We start from the raw sequence: 25,790 nt of genomic DNA, 5'->3' as shown, positions 1-25,790 counted from the left end.
AGATTGGTGTAAGGGGTGTTTGTTCTCTACTTGTTCTCTTTCCGCGCGTGCGCTATGCTCCGTCACTGACCCTGTGACGGAGGCTGCTGCCTGTGCCGCTTGACCTGATATCGCTGCTGGCCGGTGCCCTGGCGGGTGCCTTGATCGCGTTTCTCTGGCTGCGTCAGGGAACGGCGGGCCTGCGTGCGGAACGCGCGGGCCTGCTGGCGGATCGGGAGCGGGACCGGCATCATATCGGGGAATTGCGCGGCGAGATGGCGCAGCGGGACGCGCTGCTGGCCGATCTGCGCCGGCAGTTGCAGGCGGAATCGGCCCGGCGGGCGGCGGCGGAAACCGAGGCGGCGCGCCTGCCCCGGCTGGAAGAAGCGCTGGCGGTCGTGCGCGATGAACAGGCGGAGTTGCAGACGGCCCTGGCCGAGGCGCGCACCGCCCTTGATCATGAACGTCGCGCGCATGCGGACAAGCTGGCTCTGCTGGACCAAGCGCAGGTGCGGCTGGCCGATGCGTTCAAGGCCCTGTCGGCCGATGCGCTGTCGGCCAATAACCGCGAATTCCTGACCCTGGCCCAGGCGCAGTTTGACCGGTTCGGGGAGGTGGCGAAGGGCGATCTGGAAAAACGCAGCGCCGCCATTGACGCCCTGGTCACCCCCATCCGCGAGCATCTGTCCAAGTTTGGGGAAGCGGTTCAGGGCATCGAGCAGGCGCGCATCGGCGCCTATACGGAACTGAAAACCCAGGTCGCCCATCTGATGGAAAGCCAGGGGCAGTTGCGCGCCGAAACCGGCAACTTGGTCAAGGCCCTGCGCAGCCCGGCCACGCGCGGACGCTGGGGCGAGATCCAGTTGAAGCGGGTCGTGGAAATGGCCGGGATGCTGGACCATTGCGATTTCCATGAACAGGCCAGCGTCAATAATGCCTACGGCAACCGCCTGCGCCCCGACCTGATCGTGCGCCTGCCCGGGGGCAAAAGCATCGTGGTCGATGCCAAGGCCCCACTGGAGGCGTTTCTGGACGCGACCCATGCGGCGGATGATGAGGCGCGGCTGGCGCATCTGTCCCGGCATGCCCGGCATATCCGCGACCATATGAAGGCGCTGGGGGAGAAACGATACTGGGCGCAGTTCGATCCGGCCCCGGAATTCGTGGTGCTGTTCCTGCCGGGGGAGAATTTCTTCTCCGCCGCGCTGGAGCAGGACCCCGGCCTGATTGAGGCGGGGATCGACCAGTCGGTGATCCCCGCCACGCCCACCACCCTGATCGCGCTGTTGCGCGCCGTTTCCTATGGCTGGCGGCAGGAAGCGCTGGCCCGCAATGCGCAAGCCATCAGCCAGCTGGGCCGCGAACTGCATGAGCGGCTATCGACCATGGCCGACCATATGGCCAAGGTGGGCAAAGGGCTGGGCGGGGCCGTCAACAGCTACAACGCTGCCGTGGCATCGCTGGAAACCCGCGTCATGGTGACGGCGCGGCGGTTCAAGGAACTGAAAGCCACGGCGGGCGGCAACCTGCCCGAGCTGATGCAGCTGGATCAGGTGCCGCGCCTGCCGTTGCCGGAGGGGGAAGGGTAGGGGGACGGACTGACCCTCCCCCCTTTGACGCTTACTTCGCAAACGCGGTCTTCAGCGCTTCGGCACCCTGGGCAATCGCAGCCTTGGCCGCCGGCGTGCCGGCCAGACCGTTCAGCATGACGAAATCATGGATGGTGCCGTTATAGCGCGTGGAGGTGACTGTCACGCCGGCCTGGGTCAGCTTCTTGGCATAGGCCTCGCCCTCATCCCGCAGCAGGTCGTTTTCCGCCACGATGATGGTGGCCGTGGGCAGGCCCGCCAGCTGTTCCAGGCTGGCCTTCAGGGGGAAGGCCGTCACCTCGCCACGCTTATCGGCGGGGAAGGTGGCGTCCAGGAAGTAATGCATGGCCTTTTCCGTCAGCCACGGGCCATTGCCGAACGCCTGATAGGAGCTGTTGGCCGACACGTCATCAGTGACGGGGTAGAACAGCAGCTGATGGCGGATGGATGCCCCCTGCCGGGCCTTGGTCATCAAGGTGATGGCGGCGGCCATGTTGCCGCCCGCACTGTCACCGGCGACCGCGATACGGCTGCCATCCAGCCCATACTGTGCGCCATTCTTGGCTACATATTGCAGGGCGGCATAGCCCTGTTCATTCTGGGCCGGATAGACGGCTTCGGGGGCGCGGTCATAATCCACAAAGACCACGGCGGCACCGGATGCGGCAGACAGCTCGCGGATCAGATGATCGTGGGTGTTGCGGTCGCCCATCACCCAGCCGCCGCCATGATAATACATGATCACGGGCAGCAGGCCCTTGGCGCCTTCCGGCTTCACGATGCGCACCGACACCTTGCCGGTGGGGCCGACGGGGAAGCTGGTATCCTGCACGAGGGTCGGGGACGATTTCAGGGTCTGGGCCTGGGCGCCGGCCAGCACGGCGCGGGCATCGCTGTAGGACAAGGTGTAGATCGGCTTGCCCCCCGACGCCGCCACGGCGTCAACAAAGGCCTTGGTCCCAGCCTCCAGCACGGGGGCGTCGGCCAGGGCCGGGCCCGCCAGGGCGGCAACGGAAAGGGCGAGGGCGGCGACGGTGTTACGCAGGCTGTTCATGGTGATCTCCTGTCTGTCCGGTTTAGGGGGCGCCGGTTCGGTGCCCGTCATTCGATGGACAGATAAATAGCGTGCGATTTGATCGTGTACGATATATTTAAACGGATAGCGGCCATGCAGCAAAAGCGCCTGCGATCATATCGTGTACGATGCAATATGGAAGGTCATCAGTGCTTAACCCCCAGCCGCATGCCCCACAGGTGCCGCCATGTCCGACGCTCCCGCCCTGAAACTGGGCGATTTCATCTGCTTCTCGCTTTATTCCGCCAGCCACGCCTTCACGCGCGTTTATAAGCCGCTGCTGGACCGGCTGGGCCTGACCTATCCGCAATATCTGGTCATGGTGCTGCTGTGGGAGAAGAATGGGCAGACGGTGGGCCAGATCGGCGAACAGCTGTTCCTGGAAAGCAGCACCCTGACCCCGCTGTTGAAGCGGTTGGAGGCGGCGGGCCATGTGCGGCGTGAACGCAACCCCGCTGACGAACGCCAGGTTCTGATCCGCCTGACCGACAGCGGCCGCGACCTGAAGGATCAGACGGTGGATTTCTTCGAGCACCTGACCCAGGCCGTGGGCATGGGGTTGGAGGAGATCACCGAGCTGCGCGACAATATCCAGCGGTTGCGGGCGAACCTGAACCGGTTTGCGGGGTAGGGGTTATCACCCCGCCCGCTGTGCCTCCCCCGATCGGCGCACAAGGTCGGCGATGTCGAGGAGCTGTTTGGAGAGCGGGCTGGATTTGCGCCAGACCATGCCGATGGTGCGCGACGGTTCCGGTTCCTTGAACCGCGCGATGGAGACGGCGGCGGATTTGGTTTCCACCGCCACCGCCATTTCCGGGATCAGGGTGACGCCGATGCCGGCCCCCACCATCTGCACCAGGGTGGACAGCGACGACCCATCCAGCAATTCGCGCGGCAGGGCGCTGTTCATGTTGCAGAAGGACAGGGCCTGATCGCGGAAACAATGCCCTTCTTCCAGCAGCAGCAGGCGCATTTCGCGCAGCGCCTCCGGCCCCGGCACGGGCATATCGGCATCCGCCGCCGGGCGGACCAGCACGAAACTTTCCTCGAACAAGGCCACCTCCGTCAGTGAGGGTTCGGAAACGGGCAAGGCCACGACGGCTGTGTCCAAGCGCCCCTCCAACAGCTCATGCAGCAGTTTCGGCGTCACCGTTTCGCGGACGTGGATGTCGAGATCGGCATTCATGCGTGTCAGGTCGCCAATGATGGCGGGCAGCAGATAGGGGGCGACTGTGGGGATGACGCCGATGCGCAGACGCCCGGCCAATTGATCGCGCGCGGCGCGGGCCAGGTCCCCCAACTCATCCACCGAGCGTAGGATGTCGCGCACACGGGCGGCAAATTCCTCCCCGAACCCGGTCAGCCAGATCTGGCGGGGCCCGCGTTCAAACAGCGGGGCGCCCAGCCCTTCCTCCAGCTCCTTGATCTGCATCGACAGGGCCGGTTGCGAGATGGCGCAATCATCCGCCGCCCGCCCGAAATGACCCAGCCGGGCCAGCGCATCGAAATAGCGCAATTGCTTCAATGTCAGGTTGGTCATAAGCGCACCTTATTAGCGCAATCAGAAAATCCGACTTAATCTTATCACATAAGTTTGCTAAGTCTTACTCCGCGAGGATGAGGAGCCCCCATGTCCCAATCGCGTCGCGTCACATCAAGCCGATGGATCGCGGGTTCCGGGTCACCGGAACGGCAGGGGGCCGTTTGTGCCGGGCCGGTGCCAGATGCCGGGGCCGGTTGTTTTGATCAAAGATATCGAACTCTGACGTCCTGATGGGCGCGATGCCGCATGGCTGCGGCGACCCTTTCGTGCCCGTACCGCCGCAATCGATCCATGACAGGAGATAAGAATGGACGGGAATAATTCGGGGAGTGCCGCCAAGTGCCCTGTGCTGCATGGCATTCGTCCCAATGCCACCTTTGGCGGCCGATCCAACCGTGACTGGTGGCCCAACCAGCTGAACCTGAAGATCCTGCACCAGAACACGGCCCTGTCCGACCCGTTTGGCGGCCGGTTCAATTATGCCGAGGCGTTCAAGGGCCTGGATTATGCGGCCCTGAAGGCCGATCTGACGGCGCTGATGACCGACAGCCAGGATTGGTGGCCCGCCGATTACGGCCATTATGGCGGCCTGTTCATCCGCATGGCCTGGCACAGCGCCGGCACCTATCGCACGTCGGACGGGCGCGGCGGGGCGGGATCGGGCACGCAGCGTTTCGCGCCGCTGAATTCCTGGCCCGACAATGGCAACCTGGACAAGGCGCGCCGCCTGCTCTGGCCCATCAAGCAGAAATATGGCAAGGCCATTTCCTGGGCCGATCTGATGATCCTGGCCGGCAATGTCGCCCTGGAATCCATGGGCTTCAAGACGTTCGGCTTTGGCGGTGGCCGCCCCGACGTGTGGGAGCCGGAAGAAGATATCTATTGGGGCAAGGAAGATACCTGGCTGGGCGACAAGCGCTATAGCGGGGATCGCGACCTGGAAAACCCGCTGGCTGCGGTCCAGATGGGTCTGATCTATGTGAACCCGGAAGGGCCGAACGGCAACCCGGACCCGATGGCATCGGGCCGCGATATCCGCGAGACCTTTGCCCGCATGGCCATGAATGATGAGGAAACCGTGGCCCTGGTGGCCGGCGGCCATACGTTCGGCAAGGCGCATGGGGCCGGCGATCCCGCCCATGTCGGGCCGGAGCCGGAAGGCGCGCCGCTGGAGGCCATGGGGCTGGGCTGGCTGAACAGCCTGGGCAGCGGCAAGGGCGTGCACACCATCACCAGCGGTATTGAGGGGGCCTGGACCCCGACGCCGACGCAGTGGGACAATTCCTATTTCGACACGCTGCTGGGCTATGACGAATGGGAACTGACCAAGAGCCCGGCGGGGGCCCACCAGTGGAAGCCCAAGGACCCGGCGGCGGCCACCACGGTGCCCGACGCGCATGACCCGACAAAGCGCCACGCGCCCATGATGACCACGGCGGACATGGCGCTGCGCACCGATCCGGCGTACCTGGAAATCTCCAAGCGGTTCCGGGCGAACCCGGAAGAGTTCGCGGATGCCTTTGCACGGGCCTGGTTCAAGCTGACCCACCGTGATTCCGGGCCGAAGAGCCTGTATCTGGGGCCGGAAGTGCCGGCGGAAGATTTGATCTGGCAGGACCCGATCCCCGCCGTGGATCACCCGCTGATCGATGATGCCGACATCGCGGCGCTGAAGGCGGAAATCCTGGCCACCAGCCTGTCGGTATCGGAACTGGTGGGGGCGGCCTGGGCCTCGGCCTCCACCTTCCGGGGGTCGGACAAGCGCGGCGGGGCCAATGGCGCCCGTGTGCGTCTGGCGCCGCAGAAGGACTGGATCGTGAACCAGCCGGCACAGCTGGCCAAGGTTCTGGACGCCCTGTCCGGCATCCAGATCGTCTTCAACCAGCGCGCCGCAGGGGCCAAGAAAGTGTCGCTGGCCGACCTGATCGTGCTGGGCGGTGTGGCGGCGGTGGAAAAGGCGGCGGCGGATGCCGGCCACGCCGTGACGGTGCCCTTCACACCGGGCCGTGCGGATGCCAGCCAGGATCAGACGGATGTGGAAAGCTTCGCGGTGCTGGAACCGGTGGCCGATGGTTTCCGCAACTATCTGAAAACCGAATATTCAGTGCCGGCGGAAGAAATGCTGGTCGACAAGGCCCAGCTTCTGACCCTGACGGCCCCGGAAATGACGGTGCTGGTGGGCGGCATGCGCGCGCTGAACGCCAATACCGGCGGGGCACAGCACGGGGTGTTCACCAACCGTCCGGGCGTGTTGTCCAACGATTTCTTCGTCAACCTGCTGGATGCCAGCACGGTCTGGAACGCCACCGACGGCACCCAGGGTGTGTATGAAGGCCGCGACCGCACCAACGGTGCCATCAAATGGACCGCCACCCGCGTCGATCTGGTCTTCGGCTCCAATTCTCAGCTACGCGCGCTCGCCGAGGTTTATGGCAGCAGCGATGGCGAGGCAAAGTTCGTGAACGACTTTGTCGCCGCCTGGACCAAGGTGATGAATGCCGACCGGTTTGATGTTAGGTAAGCGGGGGGTGAGGGATGATGGCGGCCCCGGGTGACCGGGGCCGCTGTTTTTTTGGGGGGGGCGTTAGCGGCTCTTCAGTCGGATCACTGTTCCCGTGTCCGGCTTACGGTTGCCTGCCCCCCAAGTTCGTTCCAGCTTGTTGGCTTTCCCCAACTCGACACAGAGGTCCTTTAAATCCGTTTCGCGGATTATGAATTCCTCTAGGAGTACACCGACTAGCTCCTCGAAGAGTAGAAAGTCGGAACCGTTGGCGAGCTCAAGCAAGCGGGCCTTTGCCGAAATCTTCTGCTGCTCCACGAACTCATCCATGCTTGCCTCGCCAACGTCGGCCGCATGATCACTAAAAAGATCTGCGGTCCTAGTCTTCTGCTCGCGCTTGCGATCCTTAGCTGCCGCACGGCTTCGGGCATGCTCGCGTAGAGCTGTCCATTCGATATCGCGGAATGCTTTCAGGCCAGCTTGGCTCTTGGTCCCGTAAGCAAGGAAGAAATGCGGCCTATCCTCCGTGCTTTTGTCGATGCGGGTCGATACGACATGGGCAAAAGAACCAACCCGGCGAAGTGTCTCCCGAAACAACTTTTCGACCGCCAATCCTTTCGGTAGAGACGGGTCAAGCCGATCTTTCCAGCCAGGGCCACCCAGGATTGGGTCCAGCGACTCAATGATCTTCTCGTCAGGGTGTTCAATGAAACGGCTGACGAAACTATACATAAAATTGATGACCACCTCGCATTTTCGGCGGTCGAACAAGGGAGCGATTTTGTCGAACGGGTAGCCCTTCCAACCTGTGGGATCAATGAAGATGAGTGGCATCGCTTGCTCAATGAAGCCGCAAATATCGCCGATGGCATCCTCGAAAGGTCCGTGAAAAGCCTTCACCTCAAAACGTGCAGCGGGAGCGTGATGCTGCATAACTACCGACTGAAGTTGGGTAAAAGCGGCTCGATTTGTCTCCGAGAAATAACAGCGGATCGTCCGGCGGATACCAGTACTCTCCTCAATATGCTGCTGAGCATCCTTAAGGACGTTGATGGCGATCATGAACGAGGTGTCGGAAAAATCCGGCATCTCTGACTGCCATGGGCCAGAGAACCCGTCGATATAAGCGATATCCGAAAACCGCAGGACCTTGAACGCGAGCGCCTGCAAATAGCCTTTCAGGATAAAGTGCTTGGCCCGTGTCTGCTCCCGATCAAGATAGGGATTTTCGGGCTCAACCATGGATCACGCCTCGATCTGCATGTGCGCAGGAACCACCGGATACTGGCTCCACTCCCGCCCCTTAAGTAATCTTCCCCCCGCCTTTGAGTGAACGCCGCCCCATTGCTTAAAGAAAAATGCGACGCCATCCCGGAGGCATTGGTCCCGAATCTCGAGCGCCCATTGCTCGTCCATCGGACGTGCTTTCGGACCGCTCTCTCCACCCACGATAGCCCAATCGATACCCGTTAAGTCGACAGGCCCGACCGAAGCAAGCAAGGGTTCGAATGAAACAAATTTGATGCTCGCTTGGGCCGCCTTTAAATGTCCCAAGCGAACTGTGTTCTGCGCATCTTCTATCGAAACACCAAGCCAGATATGGGCCGGTGCTTTCCCCGTACCGTAGCGTTGGCGGAGATAACGCACGAGGAGCGAACTACGCTTGGTTAGCACCTGATAGGTGTGCCAGTTCGCCTTCTCCATGGTATCGAATACCTGATCGATGAACGCCGTAGGGATCTCTTTATGAAAGAGATCGCTCATGGAATTGACAAAGATTCGCCTCGGCCGGCGCCATTGGTACGGCTGCAAGAGGCGATTTGGCTTCAGGGCCAGATCAAACCCCTGCTCAAAGGGGTGCCCTGGCACGCCGCGAAAGCGCTCGGCGAAGCGCTCGGCGTAACAGAAGTCGCAGCCGGTTGTTACCTTCGTGCAACCCGATACCGGGTTCCACGTTGCGTCTGTCCACTCAATGGTCGAAGCATCTGCCATTGAAAAAATTTAGAACAGAATATGAACAAATGCAAATGACATTAGAAAGCCCTTTCTGAGGTCAGCGCCCAACAATTAGGCTATTTACACGCTGACCTGCAACGCCCTTTGAACACAAGGTCGATCTACAACGAGAGGAAGCTACTGCGAAATGGCAACGGCAAGAACCTTCGTTTACGTTCGGCGAGTGTCCGCTCCGGGGTGCAAACCGGACAATGCCGCTTTCGCTACTACCTGCCCATCAAACAGAGGTCCGGTAGCAACGAGAATCCTCGCCACCGCGTTCCAGTAACCCAGCGTCGGGCGTTTGGCCCCTGGGTCCCGGCTTTCGCCGGGATGACGAGGGAAGGGATGCGGGAAGGGGAGGATGGTCGGGCCGGCACCCCCCCCTCACGCCGCCAGCAGCCGTTCCACCGTGTCGCTGGTCTGATCGTTCAGGCGGAATTGCAGGCGCAGGCGGTCGCCTTCCTGTTGGATCACGCGGCCGGGCAGGGACTGGCCGGACAGGCGCAGTTCGACCTCTGAGCCTGCCGGCACGGAGGCACCGGTCAGGGCGCAGCCGCCGAGGCCGATATCGGTCAGGGTGACATCGAACCGCTCGGTCTTGCCGCGCAGGCCATGGGCCGTCAGCTCACCGCGCAGGGTGCAGGGGCGGCGTTCGAACTGACGGCGTTCGCCGGCCTTCTGCATGGCGCAGAGGAATTCCTCCACATCGGCGCGCAGCCGTTCGGATTGCAGCGACAGGTCGCCGGCGGCGGCCAGAAGCTGGGTGGAGGCGACCTTGGTGAATTCGGCACTTTCGCGGACGCCACCCAGGCTTTCCGTCACCTCACGGGTGCGGTCGGCGGCCTCTGTCACGTTGCGGGCAATCTCGTCCGTGGCGGCACCCTGTTCGGTGACGGCGGATGCGATGGCACCGGAATTGCCATCCACCTCCCCGATGATGCGGGCGATGGTGGAGATGATGCCCACGGCATGACCGGCGGCCCCCTTCACGGCATTGACCTTTTCCTGGATCTCGTCCGTGGCCTTGGCCGTCTGGCTGGCCAGGTTCTTCACCTCTGACGCGACCACGGCGAAGCCCTTGCCGGCCTCTCCGGCGCGGGCCGCCTCGATGGTGGCGTTGAGCGCCAGCAGGTTGGTCTGGGCCGCGATGGCGTGGATGAAATCAACCACGGCACCGACGCCGTCCACGACGCTGGCCAGCTCATCCACCACGCCGCGCGCCTTGTCCGCCTCTGCCACCGCGTCCTTGGTGGTCAGCGAGGTGCGTTCGATCTGTGCCCCGATCTCTGCGCTGGACGCGGCCAGTTCCTCGGTCGCGGCGGCGACGGTCTGGGCGTTCTGGGTGGCGCGGTCGGCGCTTTGGCCCGCGATGCCGGTGCGGTTGGTGGTCTCGTCCGCCTGATGGGACAGGTTGCGGGCCGTCGCCTCCAACTCGGTCGAGGCGCTGGCGAAGGTGCGCAGCTGCCCGCTGACCGCCATCTGGAAGTCGCGCACCAGTTCCTCCAGCGAGGCCTGACGCCGGGCGCGGGCTTCCTGCTCGCGCTGCTGCGCCTCTTCCAGCTCGCGGTTGCGCAGCGCATTGGCCTTGAACACGGCCATGGCTCGGGCCAGGGCCCCCACCTCATCCCGCTGTTCGGCGAAGGCCACCTCCACCGACAGGTCGCCATCGGCCAGCTGCCCCATGGAGCGGGTCAGGTGTCCCAAGGGCGCGATGATGTAGCGCAGGACCACGAACAGCACGGCACCCGCCGCGATGGCGAACAGCAGGGCCGTGACGGCCAGCGTGATGATCTGTTCCTGATGGAACCGGCCGATACGCGCATCCAGCAGGCGCGACAGGTCGGCGGAGCCGGCGGCATAAAGCGCGTCGATGCGGGCCAGTGCTGTGTTGGTGGCCGTGATGTCCAGGGCCTGGGCCTCCGCCTGGGTCAGCAGGGTCTTGAAGGCGGCCTGGACATCGGCGTCGGCCTTGGTCAGGGCCTTGGCGACGCTGCCATCGGTGCTGGCATCGATGGCGGCCTTCACCGAATTGCCCGACCCGTCGGCCACAGCCTTCAACCCGCCCAGCGAGACATAGAGATCGACCTTTTCCTCCGCGCTGACGCTGCCATCGGCGTAGAGCTTGTGGGTCAGGCTGTACATGGCGCTGGTCTGATCCAGCAGGTCCGGCAGCTTGATCAGCGCCAGATCCATGACGTAGTAGCTGTCCAGATCAGGGTCCAGGATCAGGTTGGACTTGTCACCCACCCGCGTGATCAGGGCGCGCAGGGCGGTGCGGGCCGTGCCCGTCGCCGTGCCCGCACCCAGGGCGGCCACGGTGTCCTTGACCTGGGACGCTGCCTCCATCCCGTCGCCATAAAGGCTGTCCAGCTTCTTGACCTGATCGGCCAGCGCCTTGCCATCGACGCTGCTGCCGGCGATTTCCGCCTTGGAAAGCGTCATCTGCACCTGGGCCAGACCGCGCAGATAGAGTGTTCCCTGCTGTTCCTTCTCGGCAAAGCTGATGGCCTCACCCTGCTTGGCAACCAGCGCCCAGAGCAGGAAGGCCACGGGCACAATGAACAGCAGCGACGCAAGACCCAGCTTCGGGGTAATGGGCAAATCACGCAGCATCGTCAGGACTCTCCGATCGGCACGGGCAAGGACAGCGAACGTCATGGCGGCCTGCCCGTTGGAGCCGGGCGGTCTTTGGTGCGTTTCCAAAGAGTCTAGCTGGGATTTGTGTCAGCCGGAATACGGGAAATGGCGGCTGTCCTTTGGATGCCTTGTCCGGCGGTCCAGTAATGCAGATTAGCGTCTTGGTTGTCAGGCGCAGATGGCCGGTACAATCACCGCGCTCCCAGAGGCGAGAGGCTTAACGGTTCCGTCGGGACCGGTGATGCGCATTTTCTTTTGGAAAATGGCGGAGGGGATGAGATTCGAACTCACGATACGCTTTTGACGTATACCCGCTTTCCAGGCGAGCGCCTTCAACCACTCGGCCACCCCTCCGCACTGGATGGGCGCGGAACATAATGAGGTCGATCCGATCCCGCAAGCTTTTTAATCACCCCTGTTTCGGCATGGCGGACCGGCGTTGGGACAGCAGGTCATGCAGGGCGGCGTCGCTTTGCCCCTCCAGCGCCAGCACCGCCAGATAGGGGTCCCCTTGCAACCCCAGGAGTTGCGCGAAGGCGGGTTCGGTCTTGGTGCCGGCGGCTTTCAGGGCGCGGATGGGCGCGCGCAGGGAAGGTGCCAGCGACAGCAGCCGCGCCTCCACCAGCATATGCCGCCAGCCCATCTGCCGCTCCACGGGCATATCCTGCACGAAGATTTCGACGGGCAGGCCATCCAGCGTGAAGCTGGCGACCAGGGCGGGGCCGTCGGTGACGCGGATCATCCGGCGCGCATAACCCGCCTGCCCACCGAATCCGGCGTCAAGCGTGGGGGCGAAGCCGGTGGGGTCGGCGGCGACCAGGATGTCGAGGTCGGAACCGTCGATGGCAATGTCGATGGGGAAGGTGCCGGCCAGCGCATAATCGGTACCGGCCAGCCGGTCAAACGGGCGGTGATGCGACAGGACCGCGAAGGCCCGGCGCTGATCCACGCTGCCATGCGCCAGAAAGGACCAGTCGCGGAAATCGGGCAGGGGGCCGAGGGGCACCTCAGGCATGGGGGGCCGGTTTGATCCGTTCGCCGAAAATGGCGGTGCCGACGCGCACGAAACTGGCACCCAGGCGCACCGCCAACTCGTAATCCCCGCTCATGCCCATCGATACCTCGCGAAGGCCGTGACGTTGGGCCAGATCGGACAGCAGGGCGAAGAAGGGGGCCGGCTCTTTATCGGCGGGCGGTATGCACATCAGGCCGTCAATGGTGAGGCCATGAACATCGCGGCATTCAGCCAGGAAGGCGGCCAGGTCGGCGGGCGCAATGCCGGCCTTCTGCGGCTCGGCCCCCACATTGACCTCCACGAACAGGCGGGGTAGGCGGCCCTGTTTGCGCCCTTCGTCGGCCAGGGCGGCGGCCAGTTTCGGGCGGTCCAGGGTCTGGATCACGTCGAACAGTGCGACGGCTTCCTTGACCTTGTTGGTCTGCAAGGGGCCGATCAGGTGCAGTTCGAGATCGGGATAGCGTTCACGCGCCTCCGGGAACTTGGCTTTCGCCTCCTGCACCCGGTTCTCCCCGAACAGGCGGTGGCCGGCGGCCAGCGCTGCTTCAAGCTTTTCCACGGGCTGCACCTTGGACACTGCGATCAGGCGGGCAGCACCAGCGGGGCGGCCGGCATCCAATGCGGCTTTGTCGATGCGGGCCTTGATCTCGGCCAGGTTGGCGGCCACATCGTTGGCGGGATCGGTCATGGTTGGCTTCTCGTGCAATTACCGGGGCAGGGGGGCCATCGGCCTTGTTTTCGCCCCATCACGCACGTAAAGCCCTTCCTGTCCGCCCCGTCAATCCCGTGGCCGTGCGCCATCGCCGATATGGATGTGATCTTGCCCCGCCTGTCCCGCGCCATCCGCACCGCCGCCGTCAGCTTGTTGGCCGCGTTCCCCGCCGCCGGTGAAACGGTGGAGTTCACGGGGCGCGGGGTGGGCCAGGGGGCCGTCGTGCGCTCCGGCGAGGGGCATGACCTTTTCGGCGCCTATGCCGCGACGGGGGAGGGGACGGTTACCACCGATAGCGGGCTTGGCTTGTCGCTGACCGCCACTGTGGGATCGGGCGATTACCAGAAAAGCCTGGACCGGCCGGGGCGCAACGACCAGTTGACGGTGAATGAGGTCTTCCTAACCGTCAATTCAGCCTGGGGCCGGCTGCGCATCGGTGATGAGGACGGGGCCGCCAAGCGGGCGGTGGATATGCTGCCGCTGCTGGCGGGCGGGCAGATGGACGGGCTGTGGACCGGCATCGCGGGCACGGCCCCGCCCATCGACCATCTGGGCCGCGACAGCGATGATGCCAGCAAGATCCTGTATGAAACGCCGCGCGTCATGGGGCTGCGCCTGGGTCTGTCCTATGCGCCCAAGCGCGACAGTCTGGTGGAAGATATCGCCGACGAGACGCCGGGCCGGCTGGATCGCGATCTCTGGGAAATCGGTCTGAATTATCAGGGTGACGTCGAGGCCGTGTCCTATGAGTTGGCGGCGGGATATGTGACGGCGCAGAGCCGCAACCCGTTGCTGGGCGATACGCAAAGCCTGAAACTGGCGGCGCTGGCGCTGTATGGCGGGTTCTCTGGCGGTGTTGTGTTCGTCGATGATGGGGACAGCGGCCGGTTGAAGGGCGATGACGCCACCAGCACCACCCTGATGGCGTCTTATGAGAACGGCCCCTATGGTGCGGCCCTGTGGTGGCAGGGGGTCAGCCAGGATATCAGCCGGGATTATGATGCCTATGGCGCGGGCCTGTCCTGGCGTATCCTGGATGAAACCAGCCTGAGCCTGGATGCCGTCCGCTATGAGGGCGGGCGCAGGGGCTGGGTGGGGACGTTGGGGGTTGAGGCGCGGTTTTAAACCCCCACCTACCGAAACCCCTTCCCTTCCATGTGAAATTCGCCCATCTCCCGCGCTTGACCGGCAGGTGTCTGCCGGTCAAAAGTCGCGGTCCATCTGTTTTCCAACTCCTATCAGGGGAATAGCCATGTCTTCGGCTGAAGTGCCCGTTTCCAGCGCCCAGGTTGCCATTACGCTGCCCGATGGCAGCGTGCGGACCTATGCGCAGGGCACTACCGGGGCCGACGTGGCCGCCTCCATCGCCAAGTCGCTCGCCAAGGCCGCCCTGGCCGTGAAGATTGACGGCGTTGTCCGTGATTTGGCCCTGCCGCTGCAGGCCGATTGCAATCTGGCCATCATCACGGACAAGAACGAGGCCGACGCGCTGGAGCTGATCCGGCACGATGCCGCGCATATCATGGCCGAAGCGGTGCAGGAGCTGTATCCCGGCACGCAGGTGACGATCGGCCCGGCCATTGCCACGGGCTTTTACTATGACTTCGCGCGCGACACGCCGTTCACGCCCGACGATCTGGTGAAGATCGAAAAGCGCATGCACGAGATCGTGGACGAAAACCGCCCCTTCACGCGCGAGGAATGGGACCGGACCGAGGCGATTGAGCATTTCAAGTCCATCGGCGAGAAGTACAAGGCCCAGATCATTGAGGATCTGCCGGCGTCCGAAACCATCACCATCTATCGCCAGGGCAAGTGGTACGACCTGTGCCGCGGGCCCCACCTGCCCAGCACGGGCCGGGTCGGTCATGCCTTCAAGCTGATGAAGGTGGCCGGTGCCTATTGGCGCGGCGACGCCAAGAACGCCATGTTGCAGCGTATCTATGGCACGGCCTGGCGCACTGAAAAGGAACTGGCGGACCATCTGCACCAGATCGAAGAGGCCGAAAAGCGCGACCATCGCAAGCTGGGCCGCGAAATGGACCTGTTCCATGTGCAGGAAGAGGCCACGGGGTCGGTGTTCTGGCACCCCAAGGGCTGGGCTTTGTACCGGAGCCTTGAAAATTACATCCGCGCCAAGCTGGTCACCGCCGGCTATGTCGAGGTGCGCACGCCGCAGCTTTATGATTCGAGCCTGTTCAAGGCGTCGGGCCATTGGGACCTGTATGGCGACAACATGTTCAAGGTCCGCGAGTCCGTGACCGAGGATGGGGTGGAGAAGTATCTGGGCGTGAAGCCCATGAACTGCCCCGCCCATGTGCAGATTTTCCGCCAGGGCCTGAAGAGCTACCGCGACCTGCCGCTGCGCATGGCCGAGTTTGGCAATTGCCACCGCAACGAACCGTCGGGCGCCCTGCACGGTATCCTGCGCGTGCGCAATTTCACCCAGGATGACGCGCATATCTTCTGCACCGAGGATCAGGTCGGCAGCGAGGCGAAGGAATATTTCGCGTTGCAGCTGGGTGTCTATAAGGACCTGGGCTTTGACAAGATCGCCGTGAAGTTGGCCCTGCGCCCCGATAACCGTCTGGGTGACGATGCCACCTGGGACAAGGCGGAAGAAAGCCTGCGCGTGGCGCTGCGCGCCAATAGTCTGGAGTTCGAGGAGCTGCCCGGCGAGGGTGCCTTCTATGGCCCCAAGGTGGAATTCCACCTGACCGACGCCATTGGCCGGTCGTGGCAGTGCGGCACCTTGCAGCTGGACTTCCAGCTGCCGGAACGTCTGGACGCCAGCTATATCGGCCAGGATGGTGCCAAGCATCGCCCTGTCATGCTGCACCGGGCCATCCTGGGCAGTCTGGAGCGCTTCATCGGCATGATGATCGAACATTATGCCGGCAAGTTCCCGCTCTGGCTGGCGCCCACCCAGGTCACCGTGGCCACCATCGTATCGGACGCCGATGCCTATGCCGAACAGGTGGCGGCCAAGCTGCGCCGGGCCGGTCTGCGGGTCGAACTGGACGTCCGGAACGAGAAGATCAACCTGAAGGTCCGCGAACATTCGCTCCAAAAGGTGCCGGTCATGCTGGTCGTGGGTGCCCGTGAGGCGGAGCAGGGGACGGTCGCTATGCGCCGTCTTGGCTCCAATGCGCAGGAAATCCTTGCCCTTGACGCCGCCATTGCTAATCTGTCGGAAGAGGCGCGTCCGCCCGCGGACGCTCCCTCAACCGATTCTGCGTTCTAAAAGTCCCTAACCAACAATGTAACGGACGCGCCGCCCGCCCTTCGGCACCCAAAGCTGCCTGCCGGGCGGCCGTCCCAGGAAAACAGGAGAAGTTTCCATAGCCAGGCCTACAACCCAGGACCGTGAACCGCAACGCGACGGTCCCCGCATCAACCGCGAAATCAATGTGCGCTCCGTCCGTCTGGTCGATGCCAATGGCGAGATGGTCGGTGTCGTCAGCCTGCGCGACGCCCTGTACGCCGCGGAAGAGGCTGGGCTTGACCTTGTCGAGGTCAGCCCCAACGCTGATCCGCCCGTCTGCAAAATCCTCGACTATGGCAAGTACAAGTACGAGGCGCAGAAGAAGGCCAACGAGGCCCGCAAGAAGCAGAAGATCATCGAGGTCAAGGAAATCAAGCTGCGTCCGAACATCGACGAGCATGATTACGAGATCAAGATGAAGGCCATGCGCCGCTTCCTGGAAGAAGGCGACAAGGTCAAGGTCACCATGCGCTTCCGTGGCCGCGAAATGGCCCACCAGGACATTGGCATGAACGTGCTGGTCAAGGTGCGCGAGGCGCTGGACGATCTGGGCAAGGTCGAACAGATGCCGAAGCTGGAAGGCAAGCAGATGATCATGGTCCTGGCGCCGCGTTAACGCAGCCGCCGGCAGGTGATCACGGAAAAGGCCGCATCCCCTTGGGGTGCGGCCTTTTTATTTGCGGGTTCGTTGGGGCGACGCATGGTTGGCCGATCTCGTCATCCCGGCTTTCGCCGGGATGACGAAGAAAAGTAGACTTTACGCCGTCAGCAGCGGACCCGATGTCACCAGCATATCGCGGCCCGCAATGCAGAGCAGGATATCGTTAGGGCCGGCATAGCGGCATTGGGTGCGCGACCAGACCAGACCGTCGGAGGTGGCGTGACAGACATGGCGTTCACCGCTGGCCGGGTCCAGGATGGTGGCGACGGGATCGCCGGCCCGAACCTGATCACCCAGGGCGACATGATAGAGGGCGACGCCGCCCACAGGGGCCCGCACCCGGTCCACCCCGGCCAGCGGAGTCGCCAGATCCGACAGGTCGGGCATGGCGGGGGCCGGGGCATTGATGATGCCGCGCCAGGCCAGATGGTCGATCAGGGCGGCAGCATCGGCGGCGGCCATGCCGTCATCGACATCGGTTTCCCCGCGCAATTCCACCGTGACGGCGGAACAGCCCACGGGGATGGGCGTGTCCGGCCCCCCATGGCGGGCGCGCAGCCGGTCCCAGGGGGTGGAACAGACCTCGTCAAACGGTTCACCCCCGGACTGTTCAGCCAGGAACACGGCCCTGGCATCCAGGCGTGCGGCCAGATCGGCCACGCCCAGGGGCCAGCAGGCGGGCGTGGTATAAAGATGCATCACCGCCTCGCTGTCGCAATGCAGGTCCAGCACGTAATCGGCATCGACGGCGTGCGACAGCAGCAGCTTGCGCAGGGCGTCGGCCTCCGTGCGCGGTTGCAACGCCGCCGCCGCCCGGGCCAGCGCCTGTTGCAGCAGGCGGCGGTTGGCATCCGCGTCGGGACCCAGGTCGCCGGGGCGCAGGCCATCGGCCACCCGGTCGCCCAGATCGGCGAAGGCGCGGTTGAAATTGACGCCCGTGGCCAGTTCAAAGCGCCCGACATGCCCACCCAGCAGCACCTGATCCAGCCCGATGGGATTGGCCATGGGGACCAGAACGATCTGTCCCGTCACCAGCCCCTGTGCATCCAGCCGGATCAGATGATCCAGCAGATGGCGGGCCACGACCAGCCCCGGCAATTCACCGGCATGCAGCCCGGCCTGGATATAGGCCTTTGGCCCGCTGCCCGTGCCGAAACGGTGGATGGTCAGGCGCCGCGTGGTGCCGGGGCGGCCATGGGGAAGGGTGATGATGTCGGTCTGGTGCGTCATGGCCGCGATTTTTGATCCCGCCCACCCCCTCTTGTCCAGCGCCATTCCCGTGGCATGATGGGATTGTTGTGTAACCGGGGGTGGGATCGCGCGATGCGGGTGGGTGGGGGGACGGAATGGCGGCTCTGGGCCTTCGCCCTGTCCATCCTGGCCTATGGCGCGGCATCGGCCCCGGCCCCGCCGGGCATCCGCCCGCAGGAGATGCTGGTCTTTGCCGGCATCGCCCTGATGGTGGGGGTGGCGACACCCTGGCGGTTCTTTTCCGGCCATATGCTGGCGCGCGGGCCGGTGGCGATGGCGGCGGGGTCGGCCATCCTGGTCTGGCTGTTATGGCAGGGGATGATCCGGGGCCTGTGGAATGGCTGGGGTCTGACGGACATGATGCGCGATATCGTGCCCATGCTGTTCCTGGCCCTGCCGCTGCTGCTGGCCCCCCGGCTGAGCCGGCTGCCGGTGGAACGGGCCGACCGGCTGGCCGATGCCGCCGCCCTGGCCGGGGTGATCTTCACCCTGCGCTGGTGGTGGGATGCCGGCATGGCCTTGTCGGCCCTGGGCACCTCCCCCCTGGGCGAAGGGCGCTATTACCTGCTGAACAGCGCGCTGGTGCCGTTCGCCGCCGTCTGGCTGGGCCTGCGGGCCACCGGCTGGTTCCTCGCCCGGCCCCGGCGCTGGGCCGAACAGGGGCAGGCGGCCCTGGCGGCGCTGGGCAGCCTGTGCTGTCTGCTGGCCCTGGCCGCCACCCTGCACCGGGCGGGGCTGGGCCTGTCCCTGCTGGCGCTGGGGGCAGGCATGGGGGTGCGTCTGTGGCGCCATCCCTTCTGGTTTGTCGCGACATCGCTGCTGGTTCTGCTGTTGCTGGCCTTTGTCGGCACGCGGGTTGCCGGTGTGGCGGAACTGCTGGCCGACAAGACGGAAAGCGTGGGCCTGAACAACCGGGTGGATGAGTTCGTGGCGGTGCTGGATCAGGTTGGGCGTGACCCGCTGGCTTTCCTGATTGGTGATGGCTGGGGCGCGCTGGTGCCCAATCCAGCTGTCGGCTGGTGGCGCGTATCCTATACGCACAGTGCCACCAGCTATTTCCTGTTGAAACTGGGGGCTATCGGGCTGGCGCTGGTGCTGCTGCTGGCCGGGCTTCTGACGGGCATGGCGGTGCGGGCGGCACGCGATATGCCGATGCTGTTGCTGGCGGTGGCCCCCTCGCTGCTGCTGGGGGCGTTTCTGCACACCAGTTTCAAGTATCTGTGCTTCTCGCTTCTCCTCTCTCTGGTTGCCGGGCGCGCCCATGCCAGCCTTTACGGGAAAGATGTCATCTGACATTCTCGCATCTGGTGAAGTCAAGTGTAGGCGTTGACCCATGCCCGACAATGTCGCCGGCCGGCTGGACATGCCGCCCCCCGCCATGGGGGAGATGCTGCGCGTCCTGGCGGGACAATGGCGGCGTCTGGGCCTGTGCGCGCTGGCCGGGCTGGCCTTGACCATTCTGGCGCTGCATCTGGTCACGCCGAACTATACGGCCAGTCTGGTGGTAGGGCCGACGGGGCGCAGCGGGCCTGCCGCCATGGGGCCGCGCGCCCCGGCCCTGTCGCCCGCCGCCGGACGCGGCATCGCCGAACAGGGATCGGCGGAAGAGTTGGTATCCGATTTCTCCCGCTATCTGGCCTTGCTGACCTCGGTCCCCGTGGCCGAACAGCTGATCCAGGATCAGGAGCTGATGCGCCGCCTGTTTGAGGATGCCTGGGACAAGGAGGCGGGGCGCTGGCGACCACCGACGGGGCTGGGGCCAATGCTGGTGCGGGGGTTGCGCTGGCTGGCGGGGCACGCGGTCTGGTCGCCGCCCGATGCGGTCGATCTGTCACGGCATCTCAAGAAATATCTGGCCATCGAATCGGTCAGCGGTGGGCCGCTGCGCCGGTTGGTCTATCGCCATGAGGAGCGGGATTTCGCGCTGCTGCTGCTGACCCGCCTGCATGGCGCTACGGAACTGCATCTGCGGGCGGAGGCGGAACGGCGGTTGCGGGCGGAAATGGCGCATGTGAATGGGCGGCTGACCGGCATCGCCAATCTGGACCGTTCCCGCCTGCTGTCCGGCATGGTGACGGAGCAGGAGGAGATGCTGATGATGCTGGAGGTGGGCCTGCCCTACGCCGCCGACCTTCTGGAACCGCCGGCTGCCGCTGCCCTGGCCGACTGGCCCAACCCCGTGCCGCTGATCCCGGCGGGGGCGCTGGCCGGGTTGGGGCTGGGTCTGTTCGTCATCGCCGCGCGGCACGGTTACCGGCGGGGGCTATGACGGAAACGCCCCCGATCCCCGTGACCGTGATCGTGATGACCCGGAACGAGGCGGCGAATATCGCGGCCTGTCTGGCCCCCCTGTCGCGATTCTCGCAGATCCTGGTGGTGGACAGCCATAGCAGCGACGCCACCGCCGGCATCGCCGCCGCCAAGGGGGCCGACCTGATCGCCTTCCGATGGAACGGCATGTATCCCAAAAAGAAACAATGGTCGCTGTCCCATGCCGCCGTGCGCCATGACTGGGTGCTGTTCGTCGATGCCGATGAACGGGTGACGCCGCCCCTGGTTGCAGAGATTGCGGACCTGATGCGCCGGGGGCCGCAGGCGGCGGCCTATTTCATCGACAGCCGGCCCCTTTGGCTGGGCCGGGTGCTGCGCCATGGTACGCCTTACCGCAAGATCGCCCTGCTGGACCGCCGCCGGGCGCGGTTCCCCGTCTGCCCCGACCTGCATGTCACCCGCATGTGGGAGGTGGAGGGCCATTACCAGCCCATGGTGGACGGGCCTTTGGGCCGCCTGTCGGCCATGATGATCCATGCCGACGAGAAGCCGCCCTATGACTGGTTTGACCGGCATAATCGTTATTCGGACTGGGAAGCCGAACTGGCCCATGGCGGCGGGGCGTTTCCGGCCCTTCTGGCCGGGGAGCGGGGATGGCGGCGCGGGGCCAAGCGCCTGATGGCGCGGTTGCCGGGACGGCCCTGGCTGGCCTTCCTGCACGCCTATGTCTGGCATCTGGGTTTTCTGGATGGTAAGGCCGGCTGGCACCATGCCTTGTCGCGCCTGTTCTATTACTGGTCCATCGACCTGAAACGCGACTGGCTGGCCGCGCGGGAGGCGGCCAGCCAGTCGGAACCATCCGGGGCGATGTTGTCAGAACCGGCCGATCAATCGGCCTTGGCGCTGTCCTCGCCGTCACCGGCCAGCGTCTTCACCAGTTCGAACGTGCGGCGGCGCACGGCATCCTCCGGGATGCGATAATAGGCGCGGACCAGTTCCAGCGTCTCGCGCCGGGCCATGCTCTCGAATTCCTGGGTCTCGCTGGGCTCATCCGGCACCAGGGAGGATTCCGAAGAGGGCAGGTCATCAAAGAAGAAGGTGACCGGCACGCCCAGAACCTGCGACAGGTTGAACAGGCGGCTGGCGCTGATGCGGTTGGCCCCGCGCTCATACTTCTGAAGCTGCTGGAAGGTGATGCCCACCGCCTCGCCCAGGGTTTCCTGGCTGAGACCCAGCAGAGTGCGGCGCAGGCGCAGGCGCTGACCCACATGAATATCGATGGGATTGGGGCCTTCACCGCGCTTTGACAGGGAATAGGCCTGGGCCAGCCCAACCTTTGACGGGTTTCTCTTCTCAAGCATCTCTGGAACTCCTTCGCACCGGACAGCGATCTTTCACCACATATAGAGGCCGCGCGTCCCCACTCCAATACGGACGGTTGTAGTGGGTTGTGACCATTGGTTGGGCCAATGGTTAATAGTGGTATTCAAACAGGAAACGCTTAACTATTGATTTTGCTGTGTAAATGCGACGTTAACGGACTTTGCAACATTAACGTTCAGTCTTTTTGGGGTCGAAATCGCCAGAAGGCATACCCACTTGGGGATAGTATACGAAGCTGTGTTGCGACAATTTGTAGCAGCAGAATGGCCGTGCAGGCGACCGGGGAAAGCTGAAGCAGGGTGCGGCGGATATGAAACTGTTCCGCCCGGCCCCGTTTTGCCTGCCTGCGCGACAGGCCCCCGGGGGCGAAGCGGGCGATCACGCGTGGCAGGCGGGTGACAGAAACGCTGTGGCGCAGGGCGGCCAGGGTGAAGGCATAATCGCCCGCGATGCGATATCCCCGGTCCAGGCGCAGGCGCGCGACCAGGGTGCGCCGATAAAGGATGGCGCAGTGATGCGCGGGCATACCGTAGAAGGCCCAGCGCCAATGCCGCGACGGTTTCACCTGCACCCGCCCGTCGCCCGGATCCTCCAGACTGTCGCCATAGAGCAGGTCGGGACGGGTGTCGAAACAGGGCAGCAGGTCGGACAGGACGGTCGCATCGGCCAGACTGTCGCCCGCATTCAAGAACAGCAGATAGTCACCGCGCGCCACCCCCATGGCCCTGTCCATCCCGGCAAAGGGGCCGCCATCGGGCCGGCTGTCGAGCCAGTCGGGCATCGGGCCGGGTGTGTCCAGCACCGCCAATGTGGCGGGGCCGGACCCGCCATCGGCTACCAGCCATTCAAACCCGCGCCAATCCTGCGCCGCCAGACTGTCGCGGGTGGCGGCCAGACCCGCCGGATCATCCCGCACGACAGTGATGATGGACAGAAGCGGGGCGGAATGGGGCATCAGTCGCTGATGGCCGCGATGGCGGCGGCGCTGAAGGCGATCTGGCTCAGGATCGTCGTGATGCTCTGGGTCAGCGGCAGCCATTCGAACGGTTCGGCATCGCGCGGGACCACGATCATGGAACCGGGCGTCAATGTCGGCACCTGATGGATCAGCCAGCCGCTTTCCAGCGGTTCGGCGGCCCCGTTGGGATGGATGATGAAGATGCGGTCATCATCGGCGAACCGGGTCAGGCCCCCTGCCTCCCGCAGGTAATCTTCCGGCTTCTTGTCGGGATCAAACAGCAGGGAGGCCGGGGCCAGCACCTCCCCCGACACCGTCACGGTCAGGGGGCGGCGCGGGATATGGATGCGGTCGCCCGGCTGTAACGGCATGTCCAGTTCGGGACGTTCGCCCAGCACGGCGGGGTTCGCCTCCACCGTGATACGGCCCAGCGCGGTCGCATTGCGCAGCTCCGCCGCCAGTTGCCGGGCCAGTTCCACGCGCGCCGGGTCGGGCGGGTTCTTGCCGCCCAGCATCTGGCCCAATTGCCGGTCCAGTTCGCGGGCATTGCGGCGCAACCCCTCCTCCTCGGCCAGCCGGGCACTTTCGCGGGTGAAGATGATGCCGGCGGGATACGCCTCCTCCGTCAGGCCGCCGGCGCGGGCCAGCAGCATGGACAGGGTCTCCCCAGGCGCCAGATCATAGGTGCCGGGTTCCGCCACCTCCCCCGCCAGAAGGATGCCGCGCCGTTCCTGTGGCCGCTGTTTCAGGCCCACGCGGATGGCGGCACCCGGCGGGATCAGGGTGGTGGCGGTAACCCCGCCCGTCAGGGCGCGCGGCATAGCCCCCAGCACATCGCCATCCTCGCCACCGCGCGGTGGGGTGGGCGGGGGCAGCAGTTCCAGCCGGCCCGGATCGCCCTCCGGCTTCAACCCGCCACTGGCGCGCAACAGCAGAGCCAGGGGCAGCGGTCCCGCCACGGGATATTCACCCGGCAGCATGACGCCCCCGCGCAGGGCCACCGCCCGTTCCGACAGCAGGGCGCGGATGGCGGGCGGCAGGGGATCGGGCGGGGGCGGCTGTCCCTCTGTCAGGGTCGGGGGCGGGGCGGGGGGCATCACCTCGTCCCGCAGGAACAGGGTGACGCGGTCGCCATCGCGCAGGCGCAGGTCGAACCGCCCCTCCACCACATCAGCGGGGGCGAACAGGCTGGGCCGCCGCCCGGCCCCGGCGGCATCGGCGCGTTCCAGCAGGGCCGCCAAACCATAGGCATCGGGCAGGGGCGCACCGGGGCCGGACAACAGATCGCGCAGGCTCAGCCCCCCATCCCCCAGCGGGCGCAGGCCGGGTTGACGCACCGGCCCGGACAGCAGGACGCCATCGCCATCGGGATCGGCCACCTGTCCGGGCGCGGCCTGGGCCTTGCCGGCATGGGCACCGCCCGCCAGGGGGGCAAGGCTGGACAGTGCCGTGGGGCCGGCGATGGGATAGGGGCCGGGGCGCAGGCTGCCGCGCCGCATGAAGACCGACTGGTGCAGCAGGAAGGGCAGCAGATCGCCATCGGCCTGGAACAGGGCCGGGCAGGGCGTTGGCGGGCCTTCCACGCCCGTCGCGGCATGGGCCAGGGGACCGGCGGCCAGCGGCCCATCAGGATCGGCGGACAAGGCCGCAGCCAGGGCGGCCAGACCGGCGCAGGCGCTTAACTCTGTATCCTCCGCCGGCTGCCCGGACAGCAGCGACAGGACAGCACGACTGCGCAGGAAGGCGATGTCAGTGGCCGACAGCACCACCAGCCGGTCGCCATCGCGCGCCAGTTCCCCTTCCCGCCCGGCCAGAAGGTCGGACAGGTCCAGTGCGTGCATCTGCGGCGGGCCGCCGGCACTGGTCCGGCGCAGCAGCACCGCCAGCGGCAGATAGGCATCGCGGGGCAGCATGGTCCGGTCGACCAGATCGGCCAGCCGCATGCCATCGGCCAGGGGCCGTTCGCCCGGTTCGGCCACGGCCCCCGACAGGGTGACGCTGCCGGCCCGGCCACCGCCATCGGGCGTGTGCAGCAGCAGGTCGCCATCGCGCAGGCGAAGCGGATCGGCATGGCTGACCGGTTGCGGGCGTTCCACCCCGTCCGGCCCCTGACGCAGCAGGGTGGAACGGTCGCGCCCTGGCCGCAGCGCCCCACCGGCCAGGGTCAGCAGGTCCGCCGTATCGTCGGGGCCGGTGACCGATCCGCTGTCGGGCGGCAATTCATAGATGCCGGGACGTTTCACGGCACCGGCAATGGCCACCGTCGGACCCAGGGGCGGCACCACCAGCCGCGCCCCATCCACCAGCAGGTCCGTCGCCGCCCCCTGCCCGCTGACCAGCAGATCATACAGATCGACGGTCACGGGATCGCCACCGGGCCGCAGCAGGCGGATGGCGCGCAGCGACCCGTCGGGCAGCACACCGCCCGCCGCCAGCAGCGCATCCAGCGCCGTGGCATAGGCCGGAAGCGATTGCCGTCCCGGCCGCGCCACCTGACCCAGCACCAGCACACCGACACGGCGCAGCGACAGGACCGAAACGAAGGCCTGGGTCTGCACATGGGTGGCGGCGACAGCGGCATCCAGTTCCGCCTTCACGGCCCCCAACGTCTGCCCCGCCGCCGCGATGGGGCGTAGGTCCTGCACCAGCAGCAGACCATCGGCACCGATGCGGTGCCGGCTGCTGCGCGACACCTGCCCGCGCAGCAGGACCGACAGCTCATCACCAGGACCCAGCCGATACTCATCGCCCACCGATCCCAGGGCGGGGCCGTCATCGGGCGCGGGGCCGGCAAACAGGTCCCGCCCGAACAGGCGCATCGCCTCACCCGCGCGCTGGCTGTACAGCGCCTCCACGCGGCCAGGGGCCGTATCCACCGCAGCGGCAGATACCCCGCAGACGGTGAAAAACAGCAGCAAAAGCAGCGCGGTGATATGGCGAAGGGTAATCATGA

20 protein-coding genes and 1 tRNA gene are annotated in these 25,790 nt (G+C 65.2%); 9 read left to right on the top strand and 12 right to left on the bottom strand.

The window, feature by feature from the left end; all coding sequences use genetic code 11:
• The first annotated feature begins 92 nt into the window (after positions 1–92).
• Entirely contained in the window at positions 93–1,568 is a 1,476-nt protein-coding gene (locus ABC729_RS12865; protein WP_495607956.1) for a DNA recombination protein RmuC, read from the top strand.
• Between the two features lie 31 nt (positions 1,569–1,599).
• Here the strand turns inward: ABC729_RS12865 and ABC729_RS12860 are convergent, their stop codons facing one another.
• The gene (locus tag ABC729_RS12860) at positions 1,600–2,622 is read right to left on the bottom strand and encodes an alpha/beta hydrolase (RefSeq protein ID WP_495607955.1); all 1,023 of its coding nucleotides are present in this window, start codon (positions 2,620–2,622) and stop codon (positions 1,600–1,602) included.
• A gap of 208 nt (positions 2,623–2,830) precedes the next feature.
• Here ABC729_RS12860 and ABC729_RS12855 point away from each other — a divergent pair, with 208 nt between their 5' ends.
• A complete protein-coding gene (locus tag ABC729_RS12855) occupies positions 2,831–3,274 on the top strand; it encodes a MarR family winged helix-turn-helix transcriptional regulator (RefSeq protein WP_495607954.1) in 444 nt (147 codons plus the stop codon).
• A gap of 6 nt (positions 3,275–3,280) precedes the next feature.
• Here the strand turns inward: ABC729_RS12855 and ABC729_RS12850 are convergent, their stop codons facing one another.
• The gene (locus ABC729_RS12850; protein WP_495607953.1) at positions 3,281–4,183 is read right to left on the bottom strand and encodes a hydrogen peroxide-inducible genes activator; all 903 of its coding nucleotides are present in this window, start codon (positions 4,181–4,183) and stop codon (positions 3,281–3,283) included.
• Positions 4,184–4,493: 310 nt separating this feature from the next.
• Between ABC729_RS12850 and katG the strand changes: the two genes are divergently transcribed.
• Positions 4,494–6,707, top strand: a complete 2,214-nt coding sequence (gene katG, locus ABC729_RS12845; protein WP_495607952.1) for a catalase/peroxidase HPI — start codon at positions 4,494–4,496, stop codon at positions 6,705–6,707.
• A gap of 63 nt (positions 6,708–6,770) precedes the next feature.
• Here the strand turns inward: katG and tcmP are convergent, their stop codons facing one another.
• The 6 genes from tcmP to ABC729_RS12815 form a co-directional block, all read right to left on the bottom strand.
• The gene (tcmP, locus tag ABC729_RS12840) at positions 6,771–7,928 is read right to left on the bottom strand and encodes a three-Cys-motif partner protein TcmP (RefSeq protein ID WP_495607951.1); all 1,158 of its coding nucleotides are present in this window, start codon (positions 7,926–7,928) and stop codon (positions 6,771–6,773) included.
• 3 nt (positions 7,929–7,931) lie between these two features.
• Positions 7,932–8,678, bottom strand: coding sequence for a DUF5131 family protein (locus tag ABC729_RS12835; protein WP_495607950.1), 747 nt, complete (start codon positions 8,676–8,678; stop codon positions 7,932–7,934).
• 390 nt (positions 8,679–9,068) lie between these two features.
• Entirely contained in the window at positions 9,069–11,342 is a 2,274-nt protein-coding gene (locus ABC729_RS12830) for a methyl-accepting chemotaxis protein (protein WP_495607949.1), read from the bottom strand.
• Between the two features lie 242 nt (positions 11,343–11,584).
• Positions 11,585–11,675 (bottom strand) — tRNA-Ser (locus ABC729_RS12825).
• A gap of 55 nt (positions 11,676–11,730) precedes the next feature.
• On the bottom strand, positions 11,731–12,336 hold the full coding sequence (locus ABC729_RS12820; RefSeq protein ID WP_495607948.1) for a DUF4269 domain-containing protein: 606 nt from the start codon (positions 12,334–12,336) through the stop codon (positions 11,731–11,733).
• Positions 12,329–13,024: a YggS family pyridoxal phosphate-dependent enzyme gene (locus ABC729_RS12815; protein ID WP_495607947.1), complete on the bottom strand. Its 696-nt coding sequence runs from the start codon at positions 13,022–13,024 to the stop codon at positions 12,329–12,331. Before ABC729_RS12815 ends, ABC729_RS12820 begins: the two co-directional genes overlap by 8 nt.
• A gap of 132 nt (positions 13,025–13,156) precedes the next feature.
• Between ABC729_RS12815 and ABC729_RS12810 the strand changes: the two genes are divergently transcribed.
• From ABC729_RS12810 to infC, 3 genes are all read left to right on the top strand, one after another.
• The gene (locus tag ABC729_RS12810; RefSeq protein WP_495607946.1) at positions 13,157–14,173 is read left to right on the top strand and encodes a porin; all 1,017 of its coding nucleotides are present in this window, start codon (positions 13,157–13,159) and stop codon (positions 14,171–14,173) included.
• A 127-nt stretch (positions 14,174–14,300) separates the two neighbouring features.
• Positions 14,301–16,292, top strand: a complete 1,992-nt coding sequence (thrS, locus tag ABC729_RS12805; protein ID WP_495607945.1) for a threonine--tRNA ligase — start codon at positions 14,301–14,303, stop codon at positions 16,290–16,292.
• 97 nt (positions 16,293–16,389) lie between these two features.
• The gene (gene infC / locus ABC729_RS12800) at positions 16,390–16,929 is read left to right on the top strand and encodes a translation initiation factor IF-3 (protein WP_495608677.1); all 540 of its coding nucleotides are present in this window, start codon (positions 16,390–16,392) and stop codon (positions 16,927–16,929) included.
• 141 nt (positions 16,930–17,070) lie between these two features.
• Here the strand turns inward: infC and ABC729_RS12795 are convergent, their stop codons facing one another.
• The gene (locus ABC729_RS12795) at positions 17,071–18,204 is read right to left on the bottom strand and encodes a succinylglutamate desuccinylase/aspartoacylase family protein (protein WP_495607944.1); all 1,134 of its coding nucleotides are present in this window, start codon (positions 18,202–18,204) and stop codon (positions 17,071–17,073) included.
• 93 nt (positions 18,205–18,297) lie between these two features.
• Here ABC729_RS12795 and ABC729_RS12790 point away from each other — a divergent pair, with 93 nt between their 5' ends.
• From ABC729_RS12790 to ABC729_RS12780, 3 genes are read left to right on the top strand one after another with little or no spacing between them, the layout of a single operon-like run.
• On the top strand, positions 18,298–19,518 hold the full coding sequence (locus tag ABC729_RS12790; protein ID WP_495607943.1) for a hypothetical protein: 1,221 nt from the start codon (positions 18,298–18,300) through the stop codon (positions 19,516–19,518).
• Positions 19,519–19,558: 40 nt separating this feature from the next.
• The gene (locus ABC729_RS12785) at positions 19,559–20,494 is read left to right on the top strand and encodes a hypothetical protein (RefSeq protein ID WP_495607942.1); all 936 of its coding nucleotides are present in this window, start codon (positions 19,559–19,561) and stop codon (positions 20,492–20,494) included.
• On the top strand, positions 20,491–21,477 hold the full coding sequence (locus ABC729_RS12780; RefSeq protein ID WP_495607941.1) for a glycosyltransferase family 2 protein: 987 nt from the start codon (positions 20,491–20,493) through the stop codon (positions 21,475–21,477). Before ABC729_RS12785 ends, ABC729_RS12780 begins: the two co-directional genes overlap by 4 nt.
• Here the strand turns inward: ABC729_RS12780 and ABC729_RS12775 are convergent.
• From ABC729_RS12775 to ABC729_RS12765, 3 genes are all read right to left on the bottom strand, one after another.
• Positions 21,384–21,857 carry a helix-turn-helix domain-containing protein gene (locus ABC729_RS12775; protein ID WP_495607940.1) on the bottom strand — a complete coding sequence of 158 codons (474 nt, stop codon included), beginning with the start codon at positions 21,855–21,857 and terminating at the stop codon, positions 21,384–21,386. The genes ABC729_RS12780 and ABC729_RS12775 overlap by 94 nt on opposite strands.
• Positions 21,858–22,054: 197 nt before the next feature.
• The gene (locus ABC729_RS12770; protein WP_495607939.1) at positions 22,055–22,834 is read right to left on the bottom strand and encodes a glycosyltransferase; all 780 of its coding nucleotides are present in this window, start codon (positions 22,832–22,834) and stop codon (positions 22,055–22,057) included.
• A complete protein-coding gene (locus ABC729_RS12765; protein WP_495607938.1) occupies positions 22,834–25,788 on the bottom strand; it encodes an SLBB domain-containing protein in 2,955 nt (984 codons plus the stop codon). Before ABC729_RS12765 ends, ABC729_RS12770 begins: the two co-directional genes overlap by 1 nt.
• Positions 25,789–25,790: the final 2 nt, after the last annotated feature.

It is taken from the genome of Niveispirillum sp. CC-CTL257, assembly GCF_059489915.1.
This window is presented reverse-complemented; position numbering and strand designations above follow the sequence as displayed.

Bases quoted from the DNA above. Each gene is read 5' to 3' on its own strand.
- ABC729_RS12860 (WP_495607955.1), bottom strand. From the start codon at position 2,622: ATGAACAGCCTGCGTAACACCGTCGCCGCCCTCGCCCTTTCCGTTGCC.
- ABC729_RS12855 (WP_495607954.1), top strand. From the start codon at position 2,831: ATGTCCGACGCTCCCGCCCTGAAACTGGGCGATTTCATCTGCTTCTCG.
- ABC729_RS12850 (WP_495607953.1), bottom strand. From the start codon at position 4,183: ATGACCAACCTGACATTGAAGCAATTGCGCTATTTCGATGCGCTGGCC.
- katG (WP_495607952.1), top strand. From the start codon at position 4,494: ATGGACGGGAATAATTCGGGGAGTGCCGCCAAGTGCCCTGTGCTGCAT.
- tcmP (WP_495607951.1), bottom strand. From the start codon at position 7,928: ATGGTTGAGCCCGAAAATCCCTATCTTGATCGGGAGCAGACACGGGCC.
- ABC729_RS12835 (WP_495607950.1), bottom strand. From the start codon at position 8,678: ATGGCAGATGCTTCGACCATTGAGTGGACAGACGCAACGTGGAACCCG.
- ABC729_RS12830 (WP_495607949.1), bottom strand. From the start codon at position 11,342: ATGACGTTCGCTGTCCTTGCCCGTGCCGATCGGAGAGTCCTGACGATG.
- ABC729_RS12820 (WP_495607948.1), bottom strand. From the start codon at position 12,336: ATGCCTGAGGTGCCCCTCGGCCCCCTGCCCGATTTCCGCGACTGGTCC.
- ABC729_RS12815 (WP_495607947.1), bottom strand. From the start codon at position 13,024: ATGACCGATCCCGCCAACGATGTGGCCGCCAACCTGGCCGAGATCAAG.
- thrS (WP_495607945.1), top strand. From the start codon at position 14,301: ATGTCTTCGGCTGAAGTGCCCGTTTCCAGCGCCCAGGTTGCCATTACG.
- ABC729_RS12795 (WP_495607944.1), bottom strand. From the start codon at position 18,204: ATGACGCACCAGACCGACATCATCACCCTTCCCCATGGCCGCCCCGGC.
- ABC729_RS12790 (WP_495607943.1), top strand. From the start codon at position 18,298: ATGCGGGTGGGTGGGGGGACGGAATGGCGGCTCTGGGCCTTCGCCCTG.
- ABC729_RS12785 (WP_495607942.1), top strand. From the start codon at position 19,559: ATGCCCGACAATGTCGCCGGCCGGCTGGACATGCCGCCCCCCGCCATG.
- ABC729_RS12780 (WP_495607941.1), top strand. From the start codon at position 20,491: ATGACGGAAACGCCCCCGATCCCCGTGACCGTGATCGTGATGACCCGG.
- ABC729_RS12775 (WP_495607940.1), bottom strand. From the start codon at position 21,857: ATGCTTGAGAAGAGAAACCCGTCAAAGGTTGGGCTGGCCCAGGCCTAT.
- ABC729_RS12770 (WP_495607939.1), bottom strand. From the start codon at position 22,834: ATGCCCCATTCCGCCCCGCTTCTGTCCATCATCACTGTCGTGCGGGAT.
- ABC729_RS12765 (WP_495607938.1), bottom strand. From the start codon at position 25,788: ATGATTACCCTTCGCCATATCACCGCGCTGCTTTTGCTGCTGTTTTTC.